The 23,699-nt window shown below is 57.9% G+C and carries 18 protein-coding genes and 1 rRNA gene; 4 read left to right on the forward strand and 15 right to left on the reverse strand.

Annotated features, from left to right (window positions below; all coding sequences use genetic code 11):
• Positions 1–72 precede the first annotated feature (72 nt).
• From grpE to DMP05_RS05355, 3 genes are all read right to left on the reverse strand, one after another.
• Positions 73–792 (reverse strand): nucleotide exchange factor GrpE, encoded by a 720-nt coding sequence (gene grpE / locus DMP05_RS05345; protein ID WP_123219485.1) that lies wholly within the window; start codon positions 790–792, stop codon positions 73–75.
• 2 nt (positions 793–794) lie between these two features.
• On the reverse strand, positions 795–2,705 hold the full coding sequence (gene dnaK / locus DMP05_RS05350) for a molecular chaperone DnaK (protein ID WP_123219486.1): 1,911 nt from the start codon (positions 2,703–2,705) through the stop codon (positions 795–797).
• A gap of 670 nt (positions 2,706–3,375) precedes the next feature.
• On the reverse strand, positions 3,376–5,091 hold the full coding sequence (locus DMP05_RS05355; protein ID WP_123219487.1) for an FAD-binding protein: 1,716 nt from the start codon (positions 5,089–5,091) through the stop codon (positions 3,376–3,378).
• A gap of 210 nt (positions 5,092–5,301) precedes the next feature.
• Here DMP05_RS05355 and DMP05_RS05360 point away from each other — a divergent pair, with 210 nt between their 5' ends.
• On the forward strand, positions 5,302–6,852 hold the full coding sequence (locus DMP05_RS05360) for a response regulator transcription factor (protein WP_123219488.1): 1,551 nt from the start codon (positions 5,302–5,304) through the stop codon (positions 6,850–6,852).
• A gap of 165 nt (positions 6,853–7,017) precedes the next feature.
• Here DMP05_RS05360 and DMP05_RS05365 read toward each other — a convergent pair whose 3' ends face one another.
• From DMP05_RS05365 to htpG, 4 genes are all read right to left on the reverse strand, one after another.
• A complete protein-coding gene (locus tag DMP05_RS05365) occupies positions 7,018–9,465 on the reverse strand; it encodes a cation:proton antiporter (protein ID WP_123219489.1) in 2,448 nt (815 codons plus the stop codon).
• 295 nt (positions 9,466–9,760) lie between these two features.
• A complete protein-coding gene (locus DMP05_RS05370; RefSeq protein ID WP_123219490.1) occupies positions 9,761–10,372 on the reverse strand; it encodes an ATPase in 612 nt (203 codons plus the stop codon).
• Positions 10,373–11,059 (reverse strand): helix-turn-helix domain-containing protein, encoded by a 687-nt coding sequence (locus DMP05_RS05375; RefSeq protein WP_148039693.1) that lies wholly within the window; start codon positions 11,057–11,059, stop codon positions 10,373–10,375.
• Positions 11,060–11,190: 131 nt separating this feature from the next.
• A complete protein-coding gene (gene htpG / locus DMP05_RS05380; protein WP_123219492.1) occupies positions 11,191–13,119 on the reverse strand; it encodes a molecular chaperone HtpG in 1,929 nt (642 codons plus the stop codon).
• Positions 13,120–13,505: 386 nt separating this feature from the next.
• On the opposite strand from htpG, the gene fucO reads away from it, so the two are divergent.
• On the forward strand, positions 13,506–14,666 hold the full coding sequence (fucO, locus tag DMP05_RS05385; protein WP_123219493.1) for a lactaldehyde reductase: 1,161 nt from the start codon (positions 13,506–13,508) through the stop codon (positions 14,664–14,666).
• A gap of 78 nt (positions 14,667–14,744) precedes the next feature.
• Here the strand turns inward: fucO and DMP05_RS05390 are convergent, their stop codons facing one another.
• The 6 genes from DMP05_RS05390 to mazG all read right to left on the reverse strand — a co-directional run bounded on the left by DMP05_RS05390 (position 14,745) and on the right by mazG (position 20,235).
• On the reverse strand, positions 14,745–15,500 hold the full coding sequence (locus tag DMP05_RS05390; protein WP_211326862.1) for a CPBP family intramembrane glutamic endopeptidase: 756 nt from the start codon (positions 15,498–15,500) through the stop codon (positions 14,745–14,747).
• Between the two features lie 34 nt (positions 15,501–15,534).
• A complete protein-coding gene (locus DMP05_RS05395) occupies positions 15,535–15,930 on the reverse strand; it encodes a (deoxy)nucleoside triphosphate pyrophosphohydrolase (protein WP_123219495.1) in 396 nt (131 codons plus the stop codon).
• 7 nt (positions 15,931–15,937) lie between these two features.
• On the reverse strand, positions 15,938–17,209 hold the full coding sequence (gene dcm, locus DMP05_RS05400; protein ID WP_123219514.1) for a DNA (cytosine-5-)-methyltransferase: 1,272 nt from the start codon (positions 17,207–17,209) through the stop codon (positions 15,938–15,940).
• Between the two features lie 107 nt (positions 17,210–17,316).
• Entirely contained in the window at positions 17,317–18,756 is a 1,440-nt protein-coding gene (locus DMP05_RS05405) for a Sau3AI family type II restriction endonuclease (protein ID WP_161957480.1), read from the reverse strand.
• 66 nt (positions 18,757–18,822) lie between these two features.
• Positions 18,823–19,200 carry a VOC family protein gene (locus tag DMP05_RS05410; protein ID WP_114616395.1) on the reverse strand — a complete coding sequence of 126 codons (378 nt, stop codon included), beginning with the start codon at positions 19,198–19,200 and terminating at the stop codon, positions 18,823–18,825.
• Positions 19,201–19,410: 210 nt separating this feature from the next.
• Positions 19,411–20,235 (reverse strand): nucleoside triphosphate pyrophosphohydrolase, encoded by an 825-nt coding sequence (gene mazG / locus DMP05_RS05415; RefSeq protein ID WP_123219497.1) that lies wholly within the window; start codon positions 20,233–20,235, stop codon positions 19,411–19,413.
• Positions 20,236–20,357: 122 nt separating this feature from the next.
• Between mazG and DMP05_RS05420 the strand changes: the two genes are divergently transcribed.
• Together DMP05_RS05420 and DMP05_RS05425 are read left to right on the forward strand one after the other, a co-directional pair.
• Positions 20,358–21,731: an ion transporter gene (locus DMP05_RS05420; RefSeq protein ID WP_123219498.1), complete on the forward strand. Its 1,374-nt coding sequence runs from the start codon at positions 20,358–20,360 to the stop codon at positions 21,729–21,731.
• Positions 21,732–21,788: 57 nt separating this feature from the next.
• Positions 21,789–23,108: a homoserine dehydrogenase gene (locus DMP05_RS05425; RefSeq protein ID WP_123219499.1), complete on the forward strand. Its 1,320-nt coding sequence runs from the start codon at positions 21,789–21,791 to the stop codon at positions 23,106–23,108.
• A 152-nt stretch (positions 23,109–23,260) separates the two neighbouring features.
• Here the strand turns inward: DMP05_RS05425 and DMP05_RS05430 are convergent, their stop codons facing one another.
• Positions 23,261–23,479 carry a hypothetical protein gene (locus DMP05_RS05430; protein ID WP_123219500.1) on the reverse strand — a complete coding sequence of 73 codons (219 nt, stop codon included), beginning with the start codon at positions 23,477–23,479 and terminating at the stop codon, positions 23,261–23,263.
• Positions 23,480–23,590: 111 nt separating this feature from the next.
• Positions 23,591–23,699, reverse strand: a 5S ribosomal RNA gene (gene rrf, locus DMP05_RS05435); the annotation flags it as partial.

Consider the following 23,699-nt stretch of genomic DNA (forward strand, 5'->3'; position numbering starts at 1 on the left):
CGCCACCTCCTTTTATTCTGACGTGCGATTTCTACAAAGAAGGCGAGCACTGCGCCCGCCTTCCAATACATACTATTCTGCGTCGTCGCTTTCGACTTCGCGCTTCGGGCCGCCAGTGGAGATGGTGACCATTGCCGGACGAATAACCTTCTTGCCCAGGCGATAGCCCTTCTGGTACACCTGCGCAACGGTCTCGTCGGGCACGCTCGCGTCTTCGACCTGGCCTACGGCCTGGTGCTCAAGCGCGTCGAACGCCTCGCCCGCGGGGTCGATGGCTTCAAGGCCGTGCTTGCCGAGCGATTCGGAAAGCTTGGTCGAAATCGCCTTCACGCCGTCGAGCAGGCCGGCATCGCCGTTGGCTTCGGCATGCGCGATAGCGCGCTCGAAGTCGTCCATCACAGGGAGCAAATCGCCCATGAGCTTTTCAGCGGCACGAACGCGCATCTCGCCAGCCTCTTCGGCCGTGCGCTTGCGATAGTTGTCCCATTCCGCCTGAAGGCGAAGGTACTTATCGCGCATGGCGGCCGCTTCAGCTTCGGCCTTAGCGACGCGCTCGGCGTCAGCCACAACCGCCTCGGCCTCTTCCTCGATGGAATCAGCCTCGGCCTCGGCGGCCTCGGCGGTTTCCGCCGGTTCGGCCTCGGGGGCCGGGGCGGCCTCGGCGGTTTCCGCCGGTTCGGCCTCGGGGGCCGGGGCGGCCGCTTCAGCCGCCCCTTCGGTTACTTCATCTGCGCCGTCGATAGGAATCTCACGAGGCTCCTGGGCGGCTTTGTCCTTACCGTCCTTGCTCATGATTATTTCCCTTCGTTCTTGTCGTCGACGACCTCGTAGTCGGCCTCGATGGGGCCGTCATCCTGCTGGGGAGCAGCACCCGCGGCGCCAGCGCCAGCAGCGGCGGCGTCCTGATTGCTGTAGGCAACTTCGGCCAGCTTGTAGCTTGCCTGCTGCAGCTTCTCGGTAGCAGCCTTGATGGCGTCGATGTCGGTGCCCTCAAGCGCAGTCTTGGCTTCGGCGATAGCGGCCTCAACCGTGGACTTGCTGTCGGCGGGAACCTTGTCACCCAGCTCGTTGAGCGTAGTCTCGGTGGCATTCACGAGAGAGTCGCAGTTGTTGCGAGCCTCGATCTCTTCCTTGCGCTTCGCGTCCTCGTCGGCGTGAGCCTCGGCGTCTTTGACCATGCGGTCGACTTCGTCGTCAGACAGAGCCGTGGAGCCGGAAATGGTGATCTGCTGCTCCTTGCCAGTGCCCAGGTCTTTAGCGGAAACGTTCACGATGCCGTTGGCATCGATGTCAAACGTGACCTCAATCTGGGGCACGCCGCGGCGAGCCGCAGGAATGCCGGTGAGCTGGAAGCGGCCAAGGGTCTTGTTGTCGTTGGCCATCTGGCGCTCGCCCTGCAGAACGTGAATCTCAACGGACGTCTGGTTGTCGGCAGCCGTGGAGTAAATCTCGGTCTTGCGGGTCGGGATGGTGGTGTTGCGGTCGATCATCTTGGTCATCACGCCGCCCATGGTTTCAACGCCCAGGGAAAGCGGGGTGACGTCGAGGAGCAGAATGCCCTCAACATCGCCGGAAAGCACGCCGCCCTGAACAGCCGCGCCAATAGCGACGACCTCGTCGGGGTTCACCGACATGTTCGGCTTCTTGCCCGTCATGGCCTCAGCGAGCTGCTGGACAGCCGGCATGCGGGTGGAGCCGCCAACAAGAATGACCTCGTCGATGTCGCCCGTGCCAAGATCAGCATCTTTCAACGCGCGCTCAACAGGCTGCTTGCAGCGGTCGAGCAAATCTTTCGTGATGCGCTCGAACTCCGCGCGGGTCAGCGTGTAGTCGAGGTGCTTCGGACCCGTGGCGTCGGCCGTGATGAACGGCAGGTTGATGGAAGCCTGCGTAGTGGAGGAAAGCTCCATCTTCGCCTTCTCGGCGGCTTCCTTCAGGCGCTGCAGAGCCATCTTGTCTTTGCGCAAATCGATGCCGCCGTTGTCAGCAGCGAACTTGTCGGCCATCCAGTCGATGACGCGGTGGTCCCAGTCGTCGCCGCCCAGGTGGTTGTCGCCAGCGGTGGACAGAACTTCGAACACGCCGTCGCCGAGCTCAAGCACGGAAACGTCGAACGTGCCGCCGCCAAGGTCGAACACGAGGATCTTCTGATCTTTGTTCACCTTGTCGAGACCGTAAGCCAAAGCCGCAGCGGTAGGCTCATTGATAATACGCTTCACGTCGAGGCCAGCGATCTTGCCAGCGTCTTTGGTGGCCTGACGCTGGGCGTCGTTGAAGTATGCAGGAACAGTGATGACGGCCTCGGTGATCGGCTGGCCCACGCGCTTCTCGGCGTCGGCCTTCAGCTTCTGCAGAACCATGGCCGAAATTTCCTCGGGAGTGTATTCCTTGCCATCGATGTCGACGACGGAACGGCCATCCTTGCCCTTCACGACATTGTAGGCGACGGTCTTGCGCTCTTCGGCAGTTTCGTCGTAGCTGCGGCCGATGAAGCGCTTCACGGAAGAAACGGTGTTCTCGGGGTTGGTGACAGCCTGGTTCTTAGCGGCCTTGCCGACAACGCGCTCGCCGTCTTTGCGGAAGCCCTCGACCGACGGAGTGGTGCGATCGCCTTCGGCGTTCACCAGAATGGTGGGCTCATTGCCCTCCATAACCGCCATCGCGGAGTTCGTGGTGCCCAGGTCGATACCCAGAATCTTGCCCATATCTATTCAGCCCTTTCTCGTTGACGAAGCCGCGTCCTGCAGCCCCGCTGGTGGCATTGCCACCGACTGTTCTTACCTTGCTTGCTTGGCTCGAAGCCCACGGCTTTTTCTTTCCGCGGCCTTGGAGCCTTCTTGGTACATTTGGCAATATAAAATCTAAGTGCCTCATTGTCAACTTATCTGACAATTTATTTTGCACGTTACTTAACTGTCACTTTGAATGATTATTTATATGCCCCATATAGGGAAGATGCACGAGCGGTGCCTATATATTGTGGTTTTATGCCGCCCTGCACAACAAAAGCCCCCACTCGACGGTAATCGAATGAGGCTTTCTAAATCTCAGTGAGGGGTTGTTAGATCGGCGCTTTCACGGCCGCACAATACAGAAAAGCCGTTGCCCGCGGGGAGGGAGGGAGTGCGGGCAACGGCGTTGAAATGGCGAGCTTGGGGAGAAAGAAAGGGGCTCGCCCGAGCTATATGAGGAAAAAGGGAGGGAGCCAGACGCCAGGACCGGGTATTGGAACCCAGGCGTCGGAAACCAGATATCAAAAACCAAGCTGGCCAAGGGGAGCCTTAAGCCGAAGGGGTCGGCGAAAGAAGCGGCCAGCGAAGCCTGGTATCTGGGCTCGGAGCCGGCGGCGATTAAACCGCCGGCATATACCGAGACTTACAGGTCGCCGCCGAGCTTGCGAGCGACGTGACGGCCCTGGGTCGAAGAACGGCCCGAAGCAACGCCCACGATGTACTCGGGGTAGTTGCCGCTGAAGAAGCTGCCGGAAACGTCGCCTGCAGCATAGAGGCCTTCGATAGCAGCGCCCTTCTCATCGAGAACCTGGCACTCAGAGTTAATGCGCAGACCGTCGATGGTGGTGAGCAGCGTGCCGCCGAACCACAGGCCGTAGAACGGAGCGGTGCGAATGGCGGACAGACGATAGGCCTCTTTGCCGTAGTCGTCGTCGGCCTGAGCGTCGAACTGCTGGTTGTAGCGCTCGACCTGCTCGAGGAAGGCCTTCTTGGACTCGCCCTCGAAGCCCAGCTTGTCAGCGAGCTCTTCGATGGTGTCGGCCTTCTTCAGGTAGCCAGCGTCGCGGGAAGTTGCGACAAACTCTTCGAGAGGCATGCCAGCGGCCATCATCTGATTGGCAAATGCGGAGCAGCCGATGGTCGAGAAGCGGATGATGTCCTCAGGAGCATTGGCGTCGAAGATGGAGCACCACACGCCGCCGGGCTGCTGGGCGGCCTGGAAGCAGAGCGTGTCGTACGGGGTGGATTCGTTAGCGAAGCGCACGCCGTTGCGGTTGACCTTCATGAACGGCTGGCTGCCGATGTTCTCCTGGTAGATGGTGCCAGGGAATGCAGCCTCGTCGCCCTTGCCGATGTAACCGCAGTCAACGCCAACCTCGACAGCGCCGCGGTCGAAGATCATCGGCGCGGGATCGGGGTCCTTGACGCCGCCAGCCCACAGACCAGCCTTCAGGCCAGTGCCGGTGTCGGCGGGGTTGAAGCTCGAAGCGGTGCAGCAACCGACAGCGGCAGGCTGCAGAGCCTTCATCATGGTCGGGTTGGCCGGGTAGCCGCCCGTGGCGAGCAGGGTGTTCTTGGCGTTCACCTGAACATAGCCCTCAGAGGTGTTGAAGATAGCGCCGGAAACTTTGCCCTCTTCGTGAACGAGCTTCACCAGGTCGTAACCCCAGCGAACGCTATCGGCAGATTTCTCCTGAACATGGGAGAGCAGAACGTCGTTACGCATGGGATCGGAGTACGGGGTGAGATACATGTGCTGCAGAACGGGCAGCATGTAGTCGGTGCCACCAGTTGCGTGCGCGGGAGGCATATCGACAACAGCCTGCTTGCCAGCTGCCTGCATCAGAGGATCGATCCAGTCGAACAGCTCGGCGGATTCGTCGATCCACATCTTGATGACGTCCTGGTTGCACTTGCCGGAAGCGTAGCGGGTGAGCTCGTTGAGCAGCTTCATGCCGTCAACTTCGCCGCCCTGAGCAACAGCTGCCTTGGAGTTCACGATGCCCAAGTACTCACGGGTCTCGGTGACCTTGTCGTTCTTCTCGGCAAGGATGAACTTCATGCCAAGGTCGGCAGCCGTGCCAGCGGCGCACATGCCCGCGGTGCCAGCGCCAATAATAAGGAAGTCGGTTTCCTCGGTCTTCTTGATATCAGACTCGGCAACCTCAGGCTCAACGCCCAGCCATGCGGGAGCGTCGGTCTCTGCAGCAGCGGCGCCCTTCGAAGCGGCGCCCTTAGCGGAGTTGCCCGCCGGAGCACAACCAGCAAGACCCGCGCCTGCGGCAGCAACGCCAGCCAGCGCAGCGCCCGCAAGGAAGTTGCGGCGAGAAACGCCCTTGTTCGTGATTTTCTCTTCCATTATTTCGCCCTCCTCGTTTGATTTGCGAATGTGGCTCGCAGATTACGCTCGAAGCGGACACATTGCGTCACCCCTTGGCCGCGAAGTTCATAAAGCACATCTGAACAGGCATTTCGTATATCGCTCACCTCAAAATAGCCTTCAGAGGGTGAGATTTACAGCAGACTAATCAAGCATGTTGCTATACACTTTGCGCGGAGGGAAAGAGATATGGATACTACTGAACGCGTTGCCGCGCCAGCAACACTTCGCGTATGCGCTGCACTCACGCTTGAGTTGCTCTCGTCATTCATCGTCAACACGATGCTTTTTCCGAACGTCGCACTCGTTATGCCGGTCGCTCGCGAAATTTCAACGTACAGCGGTGCGGCGTTTTCTATCGCCGTTGCCGTGGCGGCCTATGTGCGACCTTCGCTCATGCGCGAGGGCGTATGGTCGGTGGCATGCCTGGCATCCACCGTCGGAGCGGCGATTCTTCTTTATTTAGGCGTTCTTACCAACAACACAACGCTGCTCCTTCTTGGCGCCCCCTTCGGCGGCCTTGGCAGCGCATGGCTCGCCGTGCTTATCGGCGTTGGCCTTGCCAACTTGGGGGCAGCGCGCGCCATGCTCGCCGTTCCCGCAGGATTCGTTTTGGAATACGCATTTCGCTGCGGCCTCATGGCGCTCGGACTGCCCTCTTCTATGGGCCTGGCAACCATAGCCTTCGTCGCAGCACTTGTCGCAAGCTATCTGTTCGTTCGACATGACGCCCGCGCGATACTCGAAAGCGTTCACGACTCCACCGCGCCTAACGTGCTCAATATCACGAGCCCGTCTTCATACGTGTCGTTTTCGAGCCTTGCGTTCGTCTCGATTCTGCTGTTCAACATCGCGTGCGGCTTCGCGCTTGGCGGAGCGAGCAGCGCTTCCTCGGTTGCAGGAGCGCTTATTTCGTTCATTCCCGTCACCATTGCGCTTGTCGTTGTCGTGGCGCGAGGCTCGATTTCCACCGACGCGCTTTACCGGGGGTCGATGCTGCTCGTATTTGCCGGCCTCCTCACGACGCCGCTGCTGCTTTTCGGCGGCCTCCTCACGACGCCGCTGCTGCTTTTCGGCGGCGCCGATCCATTCAACATGCAAGCCCATGGCACGCTCCTGAGCGCGGGATCCGACCTGTTCAACGTGCTCATGTACTGTTTCATCGCCGCTGTTGGCGCGCGCAACAAGCTGGGCGCGGTTTCCGTTTCCGCGTCGTTTTTGGCCACGCAGTGGCTCGGCATTGGCATTGGCGCGCCCGTCGCGCAATTCGTCAATGAAATATCTACGAGCAACGCGACCGTCGCCGCGTGGATTACCATGGCCATTACGTTCGCGTTCGTCGCATACAACTATGTCGGCATGCGCAATTACAGCTTCGCCGAAACCATCGAGGGCATTACTCCCGCCCATACAGAAAGCCTCATGAAGAACGCGAGCGGCGAAGAAGCCGCAGCGCAGCTCGCCGAAGAAGCCGAACCTGCGGAAGGCCTTCAGCAAAAATCGGATGACACCGCGTTCGAAACCGCCTGCGCCACCGTTGCCGAGAAGCATCGCCTCACCGCGCGCGAAACCGAGGTATTCGAACTGCTTGCGCGCGGGCGCACGAGCCCCGTCATCCAGGAAAAGCTCGTGCTGTCTCACAACACGGTGAAAACTCACGTGCGCCATATTTACGCGAAGCTCGACGTGCATTCCCAGCAAGAACTCATCAGCATGGTGGAAGAAGCGACCGAGAGCTAGCGCCCCGCAGAAGGTCGCTGGCCAAAGCAGCACTCTGGACAGCGTGGGCATCGCGAGCGACAAAATGCGACGCCTCCGCATCGGCGTTCGAAGCGGAGGCGTTGGATTGTCGGGCGCCCGGGCTGTCGAAGCGCGGGGCAGCTGGTGCGCGCAAAGCTTCGCTTGCTACCTGGCCTCGAGGCCCATTTGCAGCATATACACCTCTTCGCGCAGCTCGCGTGCATCTGCGTTGGTAAGGCGGCCAGCCTCGCGCATGAGGCGAATTTGTTCGAGCTCCATCGAAAGCGCCTCGGCCTCGATGTCGCGCGTTTTCGCCTTCACACGACGCTTGCCCAAAAACGTGCCGCGCACCTTGCGACCCGTATGCGTTTCTTCGCCAGCGAGCGCAGCGGAAGCCGCCGATGCGGCATCGGCCACGGCATTTGCCGCGGAGGTCATCTTGGCCGCCAGGTCAGCGTCATCGGAATCGGGCGCGACGAACGGAATCGTGCCTGTTTCGGAAGGCGACTCCATCACAGCCTTCAATTGCGCCTTGCGCACCTCGGCGGCATCGAGCACGCGCTTGCTTTCGGGAGTGACCTTCGGAATGTCGATGCCCGTTATGGCCTCGAGCTTCACCGTGGAATCGGGCGCCACGGCGCACTTCTCTTCGGCGACCTCTCGCGCTTCCTCACGAGCTTCGGCGGCCGCTTCTGCTTCCACGCGAGCCACGCGCAAGCGCAATGCCGTAAGGTTAGCGTTGTATTCGCTCTTCAGCAGGCCCGCAGCATGGCGGCCTTCGGCATCGAGCGCGGGCTCCATGCTTTCCAAATACTGCAAGGCGTGTTCTTCGGCGGCAATGATGAGTTTCGACATTTCGCGCTTGCATTCATCCGTCATATTCGAACCGCGAACTTTGTCCACAATGAAGCGAACCGTCCATGTGAACGGGGCTTTCTTGCGTAAATCAGGCCGCGTAATAACCGCGCCAGGCGCAACGTCCGCGCCCGCCACAATGGGAGCTCCCGAGCCAAGCGTCGAAGCAAACTTCGAATGCGAGCCGCGCTTAAGCACGTCAATGCCGTGATGAAGCGTGCTCGCATAGCGCTCGCCCGTCGCGCGACCCACTTCGCCCGACGCCATTTTTTCGCGCACGAATTCGAGCTGGTCGCTCAGAACATCAATGCGCATGCCGCGCAGCGTGTCGTCGGAAACCTCGCGCTCGCGCACCAAATTCATACGATCGCGGTATGCCTGCACGGTAACGCGCGTAGGCACCGCCGTTTCGGGGGTCTCTTTCTCAAGCAGCTCGTCGATAACATTCTGCAAAATGTCGACTTCCACCTTCGAGCGCGGCGACGCGCCTTCGCTTTCTTCAGCGGGAGCCAGCAGCGGCACCACGAAATTCGCAATGAGCAACGTGAGCACAATAACGCCCGACGCAAGGAAGATGAGCAGGTCGCGGTTGGGAAACGGCGTTGTCGCGGCAACGAAGTACGGAAGCGACATAACGACCGAAAGCGTCACGGCGCCCTTCGGGCCAGCAAGCGTAATCACGGCCGCGTTGCGCAGGAAATCGGCATTGATCTTCGGACGGGCGCCCTCGCGATTGCGCGTGAGTTTCTCCATAACCACGACCCACGCGAAACGCACGCCAAGCACGATGGCCGTGATGAGCACGATCAGGACGAGGAGCCACGCGCCACCCTGACTGCCCGACGCATTCCATGTAGGCAGAATAACCTCGGGAAGCTTCATGCCCAGCAGCACGAACACGATGCCGTTAATCACGAATACGATGAGCTCCCACACATTTTCGCTGGCCACGGCGTAGCGAGACGATTCGATAGTAAGCGAGCTCGGGTAGAACTTCATGAACAGCGCAGCCGCAACCACGGCCAAAATGCCGCTCACGGCGAAGTGCTCGGCGGTGAGGTACGCGAAAAACGGCATGACCACTTCGAACAGCAGAAACACCGTGGGCGTTTCAAGGCCGAGCGCGCGCACGCGGCCAAGCACGAACATCACGATTGCCGCGAGCACAAGGCCCACGACCACGCCGCCAACGAAGTCGAACAGAAAGGTGGCCGTTGCGTTGAACAACGAGAACGTTCCCGTGACGGCCGCCGCAATGGCGAATTCGAACGCCACAACGCCCGATGCGTCGTTGAACAAAGCCTCGCCCGAAAGCAGCGATTTTTGGCGGTCGGTAAGCTTGACGTCTTTGCCCATGGCGGCAACGGCGGCGGCGTCGGTGGGACCGAGCGCGGCGCCTAGCGCGAAGGCGGCCGCAAGAGGAATAGACGGCACGATAAGGTTCAGCACGAAGCCAACCACGAGCGCCGTAATGAACACCAGGCCAATAGCGAGCGAGATGATGTGTCCCTTGTTTTTCCAAAGCGCGCCCTTATCGGCATGGCGCGATTCGTCAAAAAGCAGCGGCGCGATGAAGATGAGCAGGAAGAGCTCAGGATCGGAAATAACCGCCGAGGGGTCTTCGACAATCAAGAAGCCGACTACCGCGCCAAGGGCGATTTGCACAAGCGGCATGGCCAAGCGGGAAAATACCTGGTCGAAAATGCTTGAGACAAGAACGCATCCAAGCAGCAGCAAAACGACTTCGAACGATTCCATGGGGCTCCTTTAAGAGTCGGCCTATGCGGCACACGCCGCATATATCAGTACAAACTGCCATGATAACCGACGCGTCGCGCGCAAGCCGAAAGCGTTAACGCTTCGCTACGAAAAACCGCCAACGCTGAAGAGCAGCTGAAATCGTTCGTTCCCCTTGCCTGCCACTCCTGTTAAATGCTCGCTGTTAAATGCTCGTAGCGTTTAACAGGTGGGCAATTGCGGCAAACGGGGCACTCCCGATGAAAAACCTGTTAAACGCTACGAGCATTTAACAGGTTCAACCTCAACCGAAGGCTCACTCCCTCCAATTCTCGCGCTGAATAGCCCGCGCGAACCACGGATGGGCCTTCGCTTTTTCGGAAGACCACCAACAGAGCGTCCCATTCTTCCATGCAGCCAAATGAACAAAGCCGTCGGTATTGTCGAGAACCACCGCCTCGTTCGTGTACGACAAAACCTCACCCAGGGCGGAAATGCTCGCAGAGAAACGCCGCTCAACATCCTCAGAACGAATATCATGGCCTCCAACTTGCACGCGATGGCGAATTCTAGCCAAAGCGACTTCAGGAGAATCCACGCCGATATAAAAGAGCCGAACCCTATACCCCAGCGAATACGCCTTCCGGATGCGAGCCACCGCCGATTTTCCCGCAAGCGTCGTTTCCTGGTTGAATGATTTCATATGGACGAAATTATCTCGAACCTGACCAACTGCCTGCTTGCCCGCCCAAAGCTGGTCAGTCGGCGACGACCAGTCCTTTCCCGCGGCGACAATTATTTCATCAGGGTTGATGCGGGGCATGCGCGAATCGACGTCGCATTCGCGCCAAAGCCCCGATTGGTAAAACGTCGATTTCCCTGCGCCGTTCACGCCGGCAAACACAACGAGCGTAGGCTGGCTCGCCATTTAGAATGCACCACGCTTCACGAGCTCACGCTGTTTTTGACGCAAAAAGAAATCGGATAGCTCTATATAGAAATCGGCCTCTTCTTGCGTTTTGGCCGACTGAAGAACATCAAGCGGAACGCAGAAGGAAAAGGCCTTCTTGCATTCTTCGAAGAGCTGCGGCAGGTCGCAACGGCTTTCTGCGGAAGATGCCATACGCTCGGAATGCAGATCGTCCGACGAGGACGAGGGCCTTCCTGACGACGGATTCTTCAGTAAGCGATCGTAAACCGCGGCCTCTGGCAAAACCCACGAGCGCCCAACCTTTGTAGCTTCAAGCGAGCCGCTGGCAATGAGCTGCCGAACCCGAGCGGTCGACACTCCCAAAATTTGCGCGCATTCCGAAACAGAAAGCATGGACTTCCCCTTTAAATCGCCCGATATGAATGCCACCACAATACAAAAACCCTTGCGATACCGCAAGGGTTTTAGAAGTCGCCATGCACTCATAACGTTCAACGAGCATGTCGGCCGCTTCAACAAAGAACAGCATGCGACCGAACGAAAACCTGTCGGATGCTTTCCTCCGCTAAATGCCCAACCTGTTAAATGCTCGTAGCGTTTAACAGGCGGAGCAGGTCCACGGCAGGTTGGGCACGCGGGCACGAAAAAAGCCGGCCGCGGATGCGACCGGCTTTCAACAATCAAGGCTAGCAATCACGACAAGCGACCGAGGCCAGCAGCCAGAATCGGCAACTAGAGCCAACGGTCAAGGCCATCAACCAAGCTCAACCGAAACCTGTTAAACGCTACGAGCATTCAACAGGTTGGGAATCAGGCTATTTCATGAGCGAGGCAACCGCGTTCGCGAAGGCCACCGGGTCTTCCAGGGGCATGCCCTCGACGAGCAGCGCCTGGTTGTAGAGCAGGCTCGCGTAGGTCTTCACCTTTTCGGCATCGCCCGCTTCCTGCGCGGCCTTCAGCGTGGCGAACACGGGGTGCGCGGCGTTGATTTCGAGCACACGATCGCTCTTGGGCGCTTCGCCCATGTCGGGCATCTGCGAGAGAATCTTCTCCATCTCGAGCGACACAGGGCCCTCGGCGGTGATGCACGCCGGCGCGGCCTCGGCCGTGGCAAGCTTCGTGGACACCGCAACCTTCGTCACCGAATCGCCCAGAGCTTCTTTCATGGCGCCGAAAAGGCCTTCGTTTTCCTTCGTGGCATCTTCGGCGGCCTTCTTTTCGTCCTCGGTCTCCAAGCCCAAATCGCCCGACGCGACGTTCTTCAGCTCCTTGGCCGACTCGCCCTCGCCCCAGGTTTGCATGGTCTGGAACGTGAACTCGTCAACGTCCTGCGTGCACAGCAGCACGTCGTAACCGCGGTCGAGCACCGAATTCACCACAGGCAGCTTCGCCAAACGGTCGGTCGAATCGCCAGCGGCATAGTAAATCGCCTTTTGGTCGGTGGGCATGGCGGCGGTGTATTCCTCGAACGTCACCATCTTCTGCTGCTTGGCCGAATAGAACAGCAGCAGGTCGCCGAGCAGGCCCTTCTGCATGCCGTAGCTCTGGTAAATGCCGAACTTCAGGCCGCGACCGAACTGCTCGAAGAACTTCTCGTAATCGTCGCGATGGTTGTCGCGCATTTTCTCGAGCTCGCTTTTAATCTTCTTCTCGAGCTTGTTAGCAATAGCACGCAGCTGGCTGTTGTGCTGCAGCGTCTCGCGCGAAATGTTCAGCTGCAAATCGGCCGAATCGACAACGCCGCGCACGAAGTTGAAGCAATCGGGCAGAAGCTCCTCGCACTTATCCATGATGAGCACGTTGGAGCTGTAGAGTGCCAGACCCTTCTTGTAGTCTTTGCTGTACAAGTCAAACGGCGCGCGGCTCGGGATGAACAGCAAAGCGTCGTAAGTAAGAGCGCCCTCGGCATGCACCTTAATCGTACGCGCGGGGTCGGCGAAGTCGTGGAAGTTCGACTTGTAGAACTCGTTGTATTCCTCGTCGGTCACGTCAGACTTGCTGCGCTTCCAAATGGGCACCATGGAATTGATGGTCTCACACTCGGTGTAATGCTCGAATTCGGGCTTGTAATCGTCGCCGGCATCTTCGGGCTTCGGCTTTTCGCGCGTCTTGTCGCAATCCATGGTAATGGGGTAGCGCACGTAGTTGCTGTACTTCTTGATGAGGCTCTTCAGGCCCCACTCGGAAAGGTACGTGTCGTACTTTTCCTCGTCGGTGTCGTCTTTCAGCGTAAGGATGATATCGGTGCCGTTGGTGGTGCGCTCGGCTTCCTCGATGGTGTAGCCCTCAACGCCGTCGCTGACCCACGCCCATGCCTCGTCGCTGCCGAATGCGCGGCTCACAACGCGCACTTCCTTGGCAACCATGAATGCGGAATAGAAGCCCACGCCGAACTGGCCGATGATATCCACGTCGTCGCCCTGAGCCTTGTCGTTTTCGGTTTTGAATTCGAGCGAGCCGGAATGGGCGATGGTGCCCAGGTTCTTCTCGAGCTCGTCTTTGGTCATGCCGATGCCCGAATCGCTCACGGTAACGGTGCGCGCATCTTTGTCGAAGGATACGTGAATGGCCAGCTCGTCTTTAGAGAGCTTCACGTCGGTATCGGTGAGGCTCTTGAAATAGAGCTTATCCACAGCGTCGGACGCGTTGGAGATAAGCTCGCGCAGGAAGATTTCCTTATTCGTGTAAATCGAATTGATCATGAGGTCGAGCAGCTTTTTGCTCTCTGTCTTGAACTTCTTCATAGCTCGAATGGCCTTTCTATTCGCGTGCCGCTCAGGCGGCTTTTACCCAAAGGTCGCCGTATCGCACAAGGCGGCGCAGGCGTTTCGCCCGCGTTCGCACGTGGCGGCGGCGATTTTTAGCACTCAACATGTTCGAGTGCCAAAACAGGATTGTAGTTCGCCGCCCGCGAGTGTCAAGCAAACCCACAGCAGCGCCACGCGATGTTGACGTTTCGTTGCGAAAAGCGCTTTGCCCCCGACGCATCGACAATTCGAAAACGACGCCATTTTCGGCGCCACACAACAGGCAAACGAGTATCTTGTTCTTACAAGCAATCGGGCACGCCAAAGGGGACGCGCCGCAAACGCCACGCGCAACGGCAGCCCGTCGACGCAAGGAGGCAGCTATGTCAAATCGCTTCGTTTTGAACAACATTTCTTACCACGGAGCAGGCGCGATTAAAGAAATTCCTGGCGAGCTTACCCGTCGCGGATTCTCAAAAGCGTTTGTGGCGACCGACGCTGACCTGGTGCGTTTCGGCGTCACGAAAAAGGTGACCGACCTGCTCGACGAAGCGGGCATCACATGGGAGATGTTCAGCGACATTAAGCCCAACCCCACCATCGAGAACGTGCAGGCGGGCGTGACGGCATTCAAGGCCAGCGGCGCCGATTGCATCGTGGCCGTGGGCGGCGGCAGCGCCATGGACACCGCGAAGGGCATTGGCATTATTACCACGAACCCCGAATTCGCCGACGTGGTAAGCCTCGAAGGCGTCGCGCCCACCACCAAGCATGCCGTGTTCACCATTGCGGTGCCCACTACCGCTGGTACCGCGGCCGAAGTCACTATCAATTACGTGATTACCGATACGGAAAAGGAACGCAAATTCGTCTGCGTCGACGTGAACGACATTCCTGAAGTTGCCGTTGTCGACCCTGAAATGATGGCAACCATGCCCGCAAGCCTCACCGCCGCCACTGGCATGGACGCGCTCACGCACGCGATTGAGGGCTACACCACCAAGGGCGCGTGGGAGCTTTCCGACATGTTCCACCTGAAGGCGATCGAGCTCATCTCGAAGAACCTGCGTGACGCGGTGGCCGAAGCGAAAAGCGGCGTGCCCGCGAGCGGCCGTGAAGGCATGGCGCTCGCCCAATACGTCGCCGGCATGGGCTTCTCCAACGTAGGCTTGGGCATCGACCATTCCATGGCGCACACGCTTTCGGCGCACTACGACACGCCGCACGGCGTTGCCTGCGCGATGCTTCTGCCCATCGCGATGGAATTCAACAAACCCGTGGTCGCCGATCGCTTGGCCGATGTGGCCCGCGCGATGGGCGTTGACACCGCGGGCATGAGCACCGAAGAAGCCGCTGACGCGGCCATCGCGGCCGTGCGCCAGCTTTCCGAAGACGTCGAGATTCCCAAGACGTGCGCGGGTCTGGTCGAAGGCGACCTCGAGCAGCTGGCCCGCGATGCCATGGCCGACGCGTGCTTCCCTGGCAATCCACGCGAAGCCGACCACGACCAGGTGGTCGAGCTCTTCCGCAAAATCATGGCGTAAGAAGTAACGGCCCTATACAAGAAGGAGCCTGCAATCATTCTGCAGACTCCTTCTTTTTTCGATCTATTTCGATGAGCGCTACTCTTTGCGATTGGCGCGCTCGTTCTCTTCGCGACAGATTTCCTCATACATATCGAGCATCACGCTTTGCGGAACCTCGCCGAAGAAGTAGTCGTCCTCGTTCACCATGCGCGAACCCTCGATTTCGATATCGATGATGTCGTACGCCGCATGGGCAAGCGCGACCACCACATAGCTGCCAGTAACCGCAAACGCGATGCACATCACGAGGGACATCGCCACGCACACCAACAGGGTGTACCAATCGCGATATTCCTCGTGCGCATACACGAAAACGGCGGTGGAAATAACAACTGCGGCAATTACGGCGATTTTTGCGGGAATGAACAGGCCCAAAAGCACGGTCACGCCGCCCACCAGCACGAAGCGGAACAAAAGCTCCTCGGCAAAGCCCGCCGCGCACATACCCGCGAACACAGCGTACGAGTCGATGCGCGGAATTTCGCCATTGAGACCGCGGCGATTCGCAATAATGCTCAACCTGCCCGACGTCGTGTGCGACGCGACGAATTCGATGGCATGGGCAACGGCGAGCGCAATCACGGTCACAACAATGGCCGCCACGATGGTGTCAATGGCGGAAAGCTTCATGCACGACAGCGCAATTTCGTGCGCCCAGCCAAACCCGACAATTGAACCGAGCCAATCGCCCGAAACAACTCCGCTTGCGACCATGGAGCCAACAACGCCGATAAGCAGCAGCAGGCATTCCGACGCAAGCATGTTCGAAATAAGGCAGTTTTGCTCGCCCATGTCGAGCGGATATTTTTCTCCAGGGAAAGCCAACTTAGGAAAGCACTCCTTTAGCCTCGAGGGCATTAACGACTTCGATGTCGGCGGGCAGCCAATCGACCGAGCGAAGGTTCGCCGCGCCGAGCCACTTCGCCGCCGAATGCTCCAGCAAATGCAAATGCCCCTCCACGATGGAGCACATGTAGCACCCCATGGACAGATGGAACGCAGGGTAATCGTATTCTACCTGGTACACGAACGAATCGACCGAGACCGTCGTTTCGAGCTCTTCGCGAATCTCGCGAACCAACGCCTGCTCAGAGGTTTCTCCCGCCTCGACTTTGCCACCAGGGAATTCCCACCCGCCGGCAAGCTCGCCATACCCGCGCTGAGTCGCGAACACCTTGCCGTCATGCACAATGACGGCCGCAACGACGTTGATTGTTTTCATGTCTCTCCTACAAAACAATCTGTTCACCAGCACGACGAGCGATTTCCTCGGCAATACGATGGACGATGCTCACCACCAACGCGTTGCCCATGCAGAACGCACGGCGCCCGTCGGTCATGCCGCTATTCGTCCATCCCTTCGGAAAAGTCTGCAACTGGTCAAGCTCATCGGGAACCAAGCGACGAACACGTCCGTCTTGCGCACGAACCGCGTGCTTTGTGCGAGACGCGCCGGCCCCACCCTCGCTCGTCAGAATGGTGCGAGAGGGCTTATCGATCGGATCAGGAAACGCCATTCCACCTTCCGAGTACATATAGGTAAAACCAGAGGCGTGGGTGCGCTCTTCCTTCTTTCCACCCTTGAAATATTCCCAGCGCTTGAGCTTGCTGCTGTCGATAAAGTACGACTCAGGAACGTCGGAATCGTCAACAAGCACATCGCCTAAGGTCTCAAAAGGACCATGGTAATCGGCGGTTACCTCGGCCGTATAGACCTCACCATTCTGCATGGCGCCAGCTTTATAGAACGGCGACACCTTGAGGCCCTTGCCGAAATTCTCGCTAATCTCGTAGGGCTCGCCTTCGACATGAAGCGTGTTTTGTTTCGTCGCGGCTGGCACGACGGGCAAAGCGCTCGCCATAACGCCATTCCGCAAAACCCGTTCTTCAAGGTTCCAAGACTCAGCGTTTTTCTGCGCAAAGATGTACACGCGGCGGCGGCGCTGCGGTGCGCCGTAATCAGCCGAATTCACCACGCGCCACTCAACCGAATAACCCTGCTCGTTCAGGCAAGCGAGCATAATTGCGAAATCGCGGCCACGCTGCGAAGCGGGCGATTTAAGCAAACGATCGACATTCTCGAACAAGGCATACTTCGGCGAGCATAGATACAGAAAACGATAAATCTGCCACCAGAGAACGCCCTTTTTGCCCTCGATTCCGTTCGCCTGGCTCAAAGGACGAGCAACGGAATAGTCCTGACATGGAAAACCACCCACGACCATATCGTGCTCAGGAATCTCCATTTCACCAGCTTCGACCTGGTCAAGAACCTTTTCGATATCTTCGTTTACCAGCGAGTCCTCGCCAAAACGAAGCTTGTAGCAGTCAGCGGCAAATTGCTTCGTGGCGGTTCCGGGAGGCTCCCATTGATTAGCCCAAATCGTCTCATAGGAGCCTGCGGCAGGAAGATGCCAACCATGGCTCTCGTCGTCGTAGCCATCCAAGGCAAGGCGAAACCCACCCACGCCAGCGAAAAGCTCGGCAACACGAATAGTCATATCGAAACCCCGCATCTAGGTCAATTCAAAAAGAACTATTTTAGACTGCAATAAGGATCTTTTAATAGGCCAAGATTGTCAAGATCGAAAATAACCATTCAACAAAATCAATATCCTCGGTCTTTCAGAAGCTTTTCGACGACCCCTTTATCAAGCCAGAAGCTTTGCTTCGTCATTGCGCGGCCATCGGGCAACTCGCTCGCATCCCTTGCGACGTTTCCAATTTCCGTTCCGTCCTCAAAACGATATGCACTTTGCGAAGCATGTGGGCGAACATGGGCAACATGGTTGAATCCGGAACCCGGTAAATCGTTTTTGATAGTCGGGCGCCCACCATTGCAGCAAGGCGCGCATTCAATGAATTTCACGCCTCCTTCGACAACGCGCCTCGTCTCTTCCCACGTGGCCTCAGCAGCATCGACCATTTCCGAGGGCATCGACCAGAATTCACAGCCACGCAATTCGTAGACGCCCTGTTCATTCTCTTTGAACACCACAAAGAGGAATTTTGAGTTGCACACCTTGCCGAATTCGGAATCTTCCCATTCCGCCTCAGCAAGCAAATCGGCAAATTCGAACGCAGGAAATGAAATGTGCTCACGAATTCGTCCATTTTGCTCAAGACGAATTGTCCTAACGGTTATACCCGCCTTCGAAAATTCGGCAATCTCATTTTCCTGGCCAACTCCAAGCATCGCTTTTGTCAGCAGGGCATTGAAGCTCTTGCTCCTGGGATTCAAGCCAAATCGGTCGCCAAGCTCGATATTGGTTGCACCAACGTATTCCCCAATTCGCGCTTTCACCAGGTCTTCAAGGCCCATCGATTCCTCGCCGCGACGACGCATAATCGATTCGAGGCAAATGTTCTTGTCATAAAACGCCGTCATATACGACGATTTCAGCGCGAACGCGCGCTGCTTCGCCATGATGTCCGAATACGGCTGCTTTCGAACCGTTTTAGCGCTTGCGCCTTTTGTGCACGCTTCCAAGTAATTCGTATCGCCGCCCGATATTTCATGGGCTAGGCCGGCTTTTACTTTCGCGACAATGGTTTCCCAGTCGTCACGAATCACCGCCATGTCTTCAGGAGGAATCGAAGGCGTTCCGACAAACTCAAACTCGTAGTCGAATTCGTCCTTCTCGGGCTCATGCAAAAACGTAATGAGCAGCATGTCTCCCATTTTGCTCAAGACGGTCGAGCTTTCCCATGTCTCATGCACGAGTGCGCAGTAATCAATCATGGTCAGAACAAGACGCTCTTTTGCCGAAAGTGCCTTATCTTTCTTTCGCTTAACTGGATTCGTTTTTAGCTCAAGGCCAACTTCAGGAAAATCGGGCTCTTGCGCGGAGTTCGGTTCGTACTCGAAATAGCAATACTCGATTGCCTGGCCAAGTTTGCCTTTGTTCCCCTTTTTGCTTGAAAAGGAGTCGACGTCGCACGAATCGCGAAGGGTGCGCCCAACAAGCTTCTGCGCATACTCGACAATCGATTTCCGATTGGCAGGATCATACGGAAGTTCCTCACGAGGAACGCGATACTGAACCATTGAACATCCCCCTCCAACAACTATCTTCATGCATTATCGGATAGGGCCAGCCTTCTCGCAAATCGCCTAGTCCCACAAATTGCTGGGCACAATCTCCAGGCAGCAGCCATCGGGGTCTTCGATGAAATAAATGCCATCGCGGCCGAGTTCGTGGCACACGCAATCCATTTCGTCATGCAGAAGACGCGCCGCATCGACGTCGTCGACCGCAAACGCCAAATGAGTATCGTTGCTCCCATTGTCGTACGCTTCGGTGCGACCACTTTCCCACACGAGCTCAAGCTCGAAATCGGTGGTGTCGTTTCCTATGTAGACAATCTTGCGAGAGCCTTCCGCGCGAGTAATCTCGCGAACAACGTCGAGCCCAAATGCGCGTTTGTAGAACGCGAGCGATTTTTCCAAATCGAGCACGTGAATGCACCGGTGAATCATTTTCGCCTTCATGGGAAGCCTTTCTCCCGCAACTCCCACCAGCCGCCATTGCGGCTTATGGGCAATTGTTACAGGCTTCATCCCATTTCGCATGCGGAAAACGCACAAACTGAGATATTTATCCGCGAGCGGCGCACGAGCTCACGCTCCGCAGCCGCCCACTACCACAACAGTGCCGCCGTCGGCTTCGCGTCAGAAGGCACGCTCGACCCTAAAACTCGTTTAAGCCTCGCGAGCCTCCGTCGCCTCGCGCTCATGTGCTTTGGCCTGCTGCCACAATTCCTCTTGCTCGTCGGTCGAGAGGTCTTCCAGGCGCTCGCCACGCGCCCACGCCGCGCCTTCCATAAAACTCCAACGACGACGGAATTTCGCGCACGTCGCACGCAATGCGTTTTCAGCATCGACGCCATTCCAACGCGCCACATTCACGAGCGCAAACAAAATATCGCCGAACTCAAGCTCGCGATCTTCGGACGTCTCGGCTTCCTTGAATTCCTCGATTTCTTCTGCGACCTTCGCCCACACGCCCGCCTCATCGGGCCATTCAAAGCCCACGGCGACCGCCTTGCGCGAAATCTTTTGCGCCTGCATCAGCGCCGGAAAGCTTGCGGGCACGCCATCGAGAAGGCCATCGGGCTTGACGGCGTTGGCTTCCGCGCCCATCGCCGCTTCGCGCTCGCGCATTTTCACGGCATCCCAAATATCGGTCACTTCTTCAGGCGTTAAAGCCTGCACTTCCCCGAAAATATGCGGATGGCGGCGCACCATTTTCTCGTTGATGTCGCGGCACACGTCATCGATCGTGAATTCGCCCGCATCGGCAGCGATTTGGCTTTGCAGCGCCACCTGCAGCAACACGTCGCCCAGCTCTTCGCGCAAATGGGCCGCATCGCGCGCCTCAATGGCATCGACGGCCTCGTAGGCCTCTTCAATCATGTTGTGCGCAATGCTCGCATGCGTCTGCTCGCGATCCCACGGGCACCCATCAGGCGCGCGCAGCTTCGCAATCGTTTCAACGAACGCATCGAATTCCGCATGATTTGCCATTGCCGCACCCTTCCCGCAAAAAGAATCAAAACCTCTCGGATTATAGAAGACCAGCCTAATCAAGTCAGTCGAACACTTCACCATAGGCTACACTTCAATCATCCATTCGAAGAAAGCGCCCTATGAGAACCAGAATCTTCCAAATCGTGCAAATCGCGCAGAAAGACGACCGCGCGAGCCGCCTCTACGACATATTCCTGGTCACCGTCGCGTTTGCGAGCATCGTTCCGCTCATGTTCCACGTCGACCGGCTTCCCGGCGCTTGGCAGTTCGCGTTCACCGCGCTCGATTTTGTCACGGTGTACATCCTGTTCTTCGACTACCTGCTGCGGTGGATCACCCATGACATAAAAGAAGGCCGTCGAGGCGATTGGAAAGCTTTCGTGAAATACCCGTTCACGGCAACCGCGCTCATCGACCTTGCCTCCATTCTGCCCTCGCTTGGCGTTTTGCCCGCGAGTTTCATGTTCCTTCGCGCGCTGCGCGTGGTGCGCATCATGCGCTATTCGCGCCGCCTTGCCGTCATCGTCAACACGTTCGCGTCGGAGCGCCGCACGCTCACCCTCTCGCTCGTGCTGGTGGGCATGTACGTGTTCATGGTGGCGCTTCTGATGTTTTGCAACGAGCCCAACACGTTTGACACGTTCATCGATGCTCTGTATTGGGCAGCCGTCACCCTCACGACTATCGGCTACGGCGACCTTACACCCACGACGGAAACGGGCAAAGTTATCGTTATCGCGGCATCGATCGTGGGCATTTTGGTAATCGCGCTTCCCGCCGGCATCATCACGGGCAGCTTCCTCGACCAACTACGCCAAATCGGTGAGGACCGCGAGCGCTATTTCGAGGCGAATTCCTTCGCGCACATGCATGCGTCGAGCGGCTTCAAGGCGACGCCCGCGTCAATTCGAATCTATTTCCAAAAGAACCCGCGCGTCGGGAAATATCTCGTATATATGGCGGCGTTCACCCTACTCGATTGCGCCTTGTATGGCGCGATGTCGCTTCTGGGTTTTCCCGTATGGCTCGACACCACGGGCACGGCGCTTGCGGCATTCGCGCTCGAACCTGCGGCGGGCTTCATTGTTGGCTTCGTCCACAGCCTCATTCTGGCGCTCGTCAACGGAAACGCAGGCAATTTGCTGTTTTATGGCGAATGCGCCGTGGTGGTTCTTATCTACGGCGTTTTCCTGCGCGCCTGGCGAGCAAAGCTCGGCGCGTTTCGTGCGGCGATATGCGCCGTGCTCGTCATCGCAGTTCTGCAGTCGGCGCTTTCGCTCGCCCTTAGCGACATGCTCGCCTACGGATTGATCACCACACCGTTCGAAATTGCCTACGAAAATTACTTCACGGGCATCGGAATGCCCCAGGCGGGCGCGCACATTATCGCAACGTTCATCGATCGCGTGCTCGATGCCACGGCCGTTTTGGTGCTTGCCGCCGCGTTGCATTCAGCTGCTCGTTTTTTGCACTTGCCGAATGCGGACCGCTAACAAGCGCACATGAGCGACAATAGGCGAAACACGAACTCCGAAGATAAGGAGGCGCGAATGCGCAGCGTCAACATTGGCATTATTGGTTTGGGAACTGTCGGTGGAGGCGTAGTGCGCCTTATTCAACGCCACCACGACGATTACGTGGAGCACTACGGCATCGACCTTCAAATTAAGCGCGCATGCAGCCGCAACGACGCAGAAGCGAAGAATCTCGGCATCGCAGATATCTTCACCACCAACTGGCAAGATGTTACGAGCGACCCCACTATCGACATCGTGATCGAGCTCATTGGCGGCGAGCATCCCGCGACCGAAATTTTCGAAGACTCGTTCGCGCACGGCAAGCACGTGGTTTCCGCGAACAAGGCATTGCTCGGCCGCCATGTCGAGCACCTGGCCAAGCTCGCAAACAGCCACGGCGTGCAAATTAAGTGCGAAGCTGCCGCAGCTGGCGGCATTCCCGTGGTAAGCGCGCTTGAGCATGACTTGGTCGGCAACGAAATTCTCACTATTGCCGGCATTATGAACGGCACCACGAACTACATTCTGTCGCGCATGGCCAACGAGGGCCTGGGCTTTGATGAAGTGCTCGCCGACGCGCAGCGACTGGGTTACGCCGAGGCCGACCCCACGGCCGACGTCGACGGCTTCGATGCCGCTTCGAAAATCGCGATTCTCGCTTCTATCGGCTTCCGCACGCGCGTGAATACCGACGACGTGTTCATGCAGGGAATTCGAAACGTTTCCGCCACCGATATCGAAATGGCGCGCCAGTTCGGCTACGCCATTAAGCTGCTCGCCATTGCACGCAACACCGAAAGCGGCGTCGACGTGCGCGTGCACCCCACCATGATTCCCGCGACACACCAACTCGCAAGCGTGTCGGGCGCCATGAACGCCGTGTTCATCGTTGGCGACGCCGTGGGCGAGACCATGTTCTACGGAGCAGGCGCGGGTTCCTTCCCCACCGCAAGCGCCGTAGTGGGCGACGTGATGTCGCTTGCCGACCATATCGCGCACGGCAAAGAAATCATTCCTGAGAGCGAGCCTTTCGGCCACAACCTCGCCATTCGCGACATCGCCGACTTGGAGACGCGCTACTACATTCGCCTTACCGTGGCCGACAAGCTCGGCGTGCTTGCCGAAACCACCAAAGTGCTCGCCAATGACAACATTTCCATTTCGGACATCAATCAGACGAAATCGGAAGACAACGAAGCCTGCACGCTCATCTACATGACGCATGCCGCCAAGGAAAGCGATATCGAGAAGGCTCGCGCCGACCTCGAGGCGCTCGATTCCGTGAAGGCCGTTTCTTCCGTCATTCGCATCGAGAACATCGAAGCCTGGAACGAAGGCGCATTCGACAACTAGTCCTTCCGTCTTGCACAAACAAGGCCTAGAGCAAAGGAAAACCCGCTTTCGCGGGTTTTCCTTTTTGGCCCCCATAGGCCGATATCAGGACCAGCTAAACGCCACGATGCCAGCCCTTTACCACCATTGCGGGGAAATCATCTTGAAGCGACTTACTTCAGAACAACGTTTTCCATCATGGGCAGAGCATCGTCCGACGTGATGCCATTGTCGAAGAACATATGCACGGTTTTGCCGCACGGAGCCTTCGTATACATGTACACGGTGCCGGTTTCCGCAGTATAACGCGTCCAGGTAACACCCTTCACATCGACTTCGTCGAGAACACCCTTGCCGTTGTAGTTGCCCTGAATGGCTTCGGCTTCAGCCAAAGGCTCGCGAGAAGGGTCTGATGAATTCTCATAGAGCGAAGAAAGGGGCCCGCGGCCCCCGAAAAGGAAAAAGGGCCTAAAGGCCCCTCGTCCATGCGGAAGCGCCCTGCATGAGCGCGACGCCCTGTCCTCCCGCAGCCTGGCGCTGCAGTACTTTCGGCGAAGGCGGGCTTAACTGCCGAGTTCGGAATGGGATCGGGTGATCCCCGCCTCTGTGGTC

Source organism: Slackia isoflavoniconvertens, from assembly GCF_003725955.1.
GTDB classification, from domain to species: Bacteria; Actinomycetota; Coriobacteriia; order Coriobacteriales; family Eggerthellaceae; genus Slackia; species Slackia isoflavoniconvertens.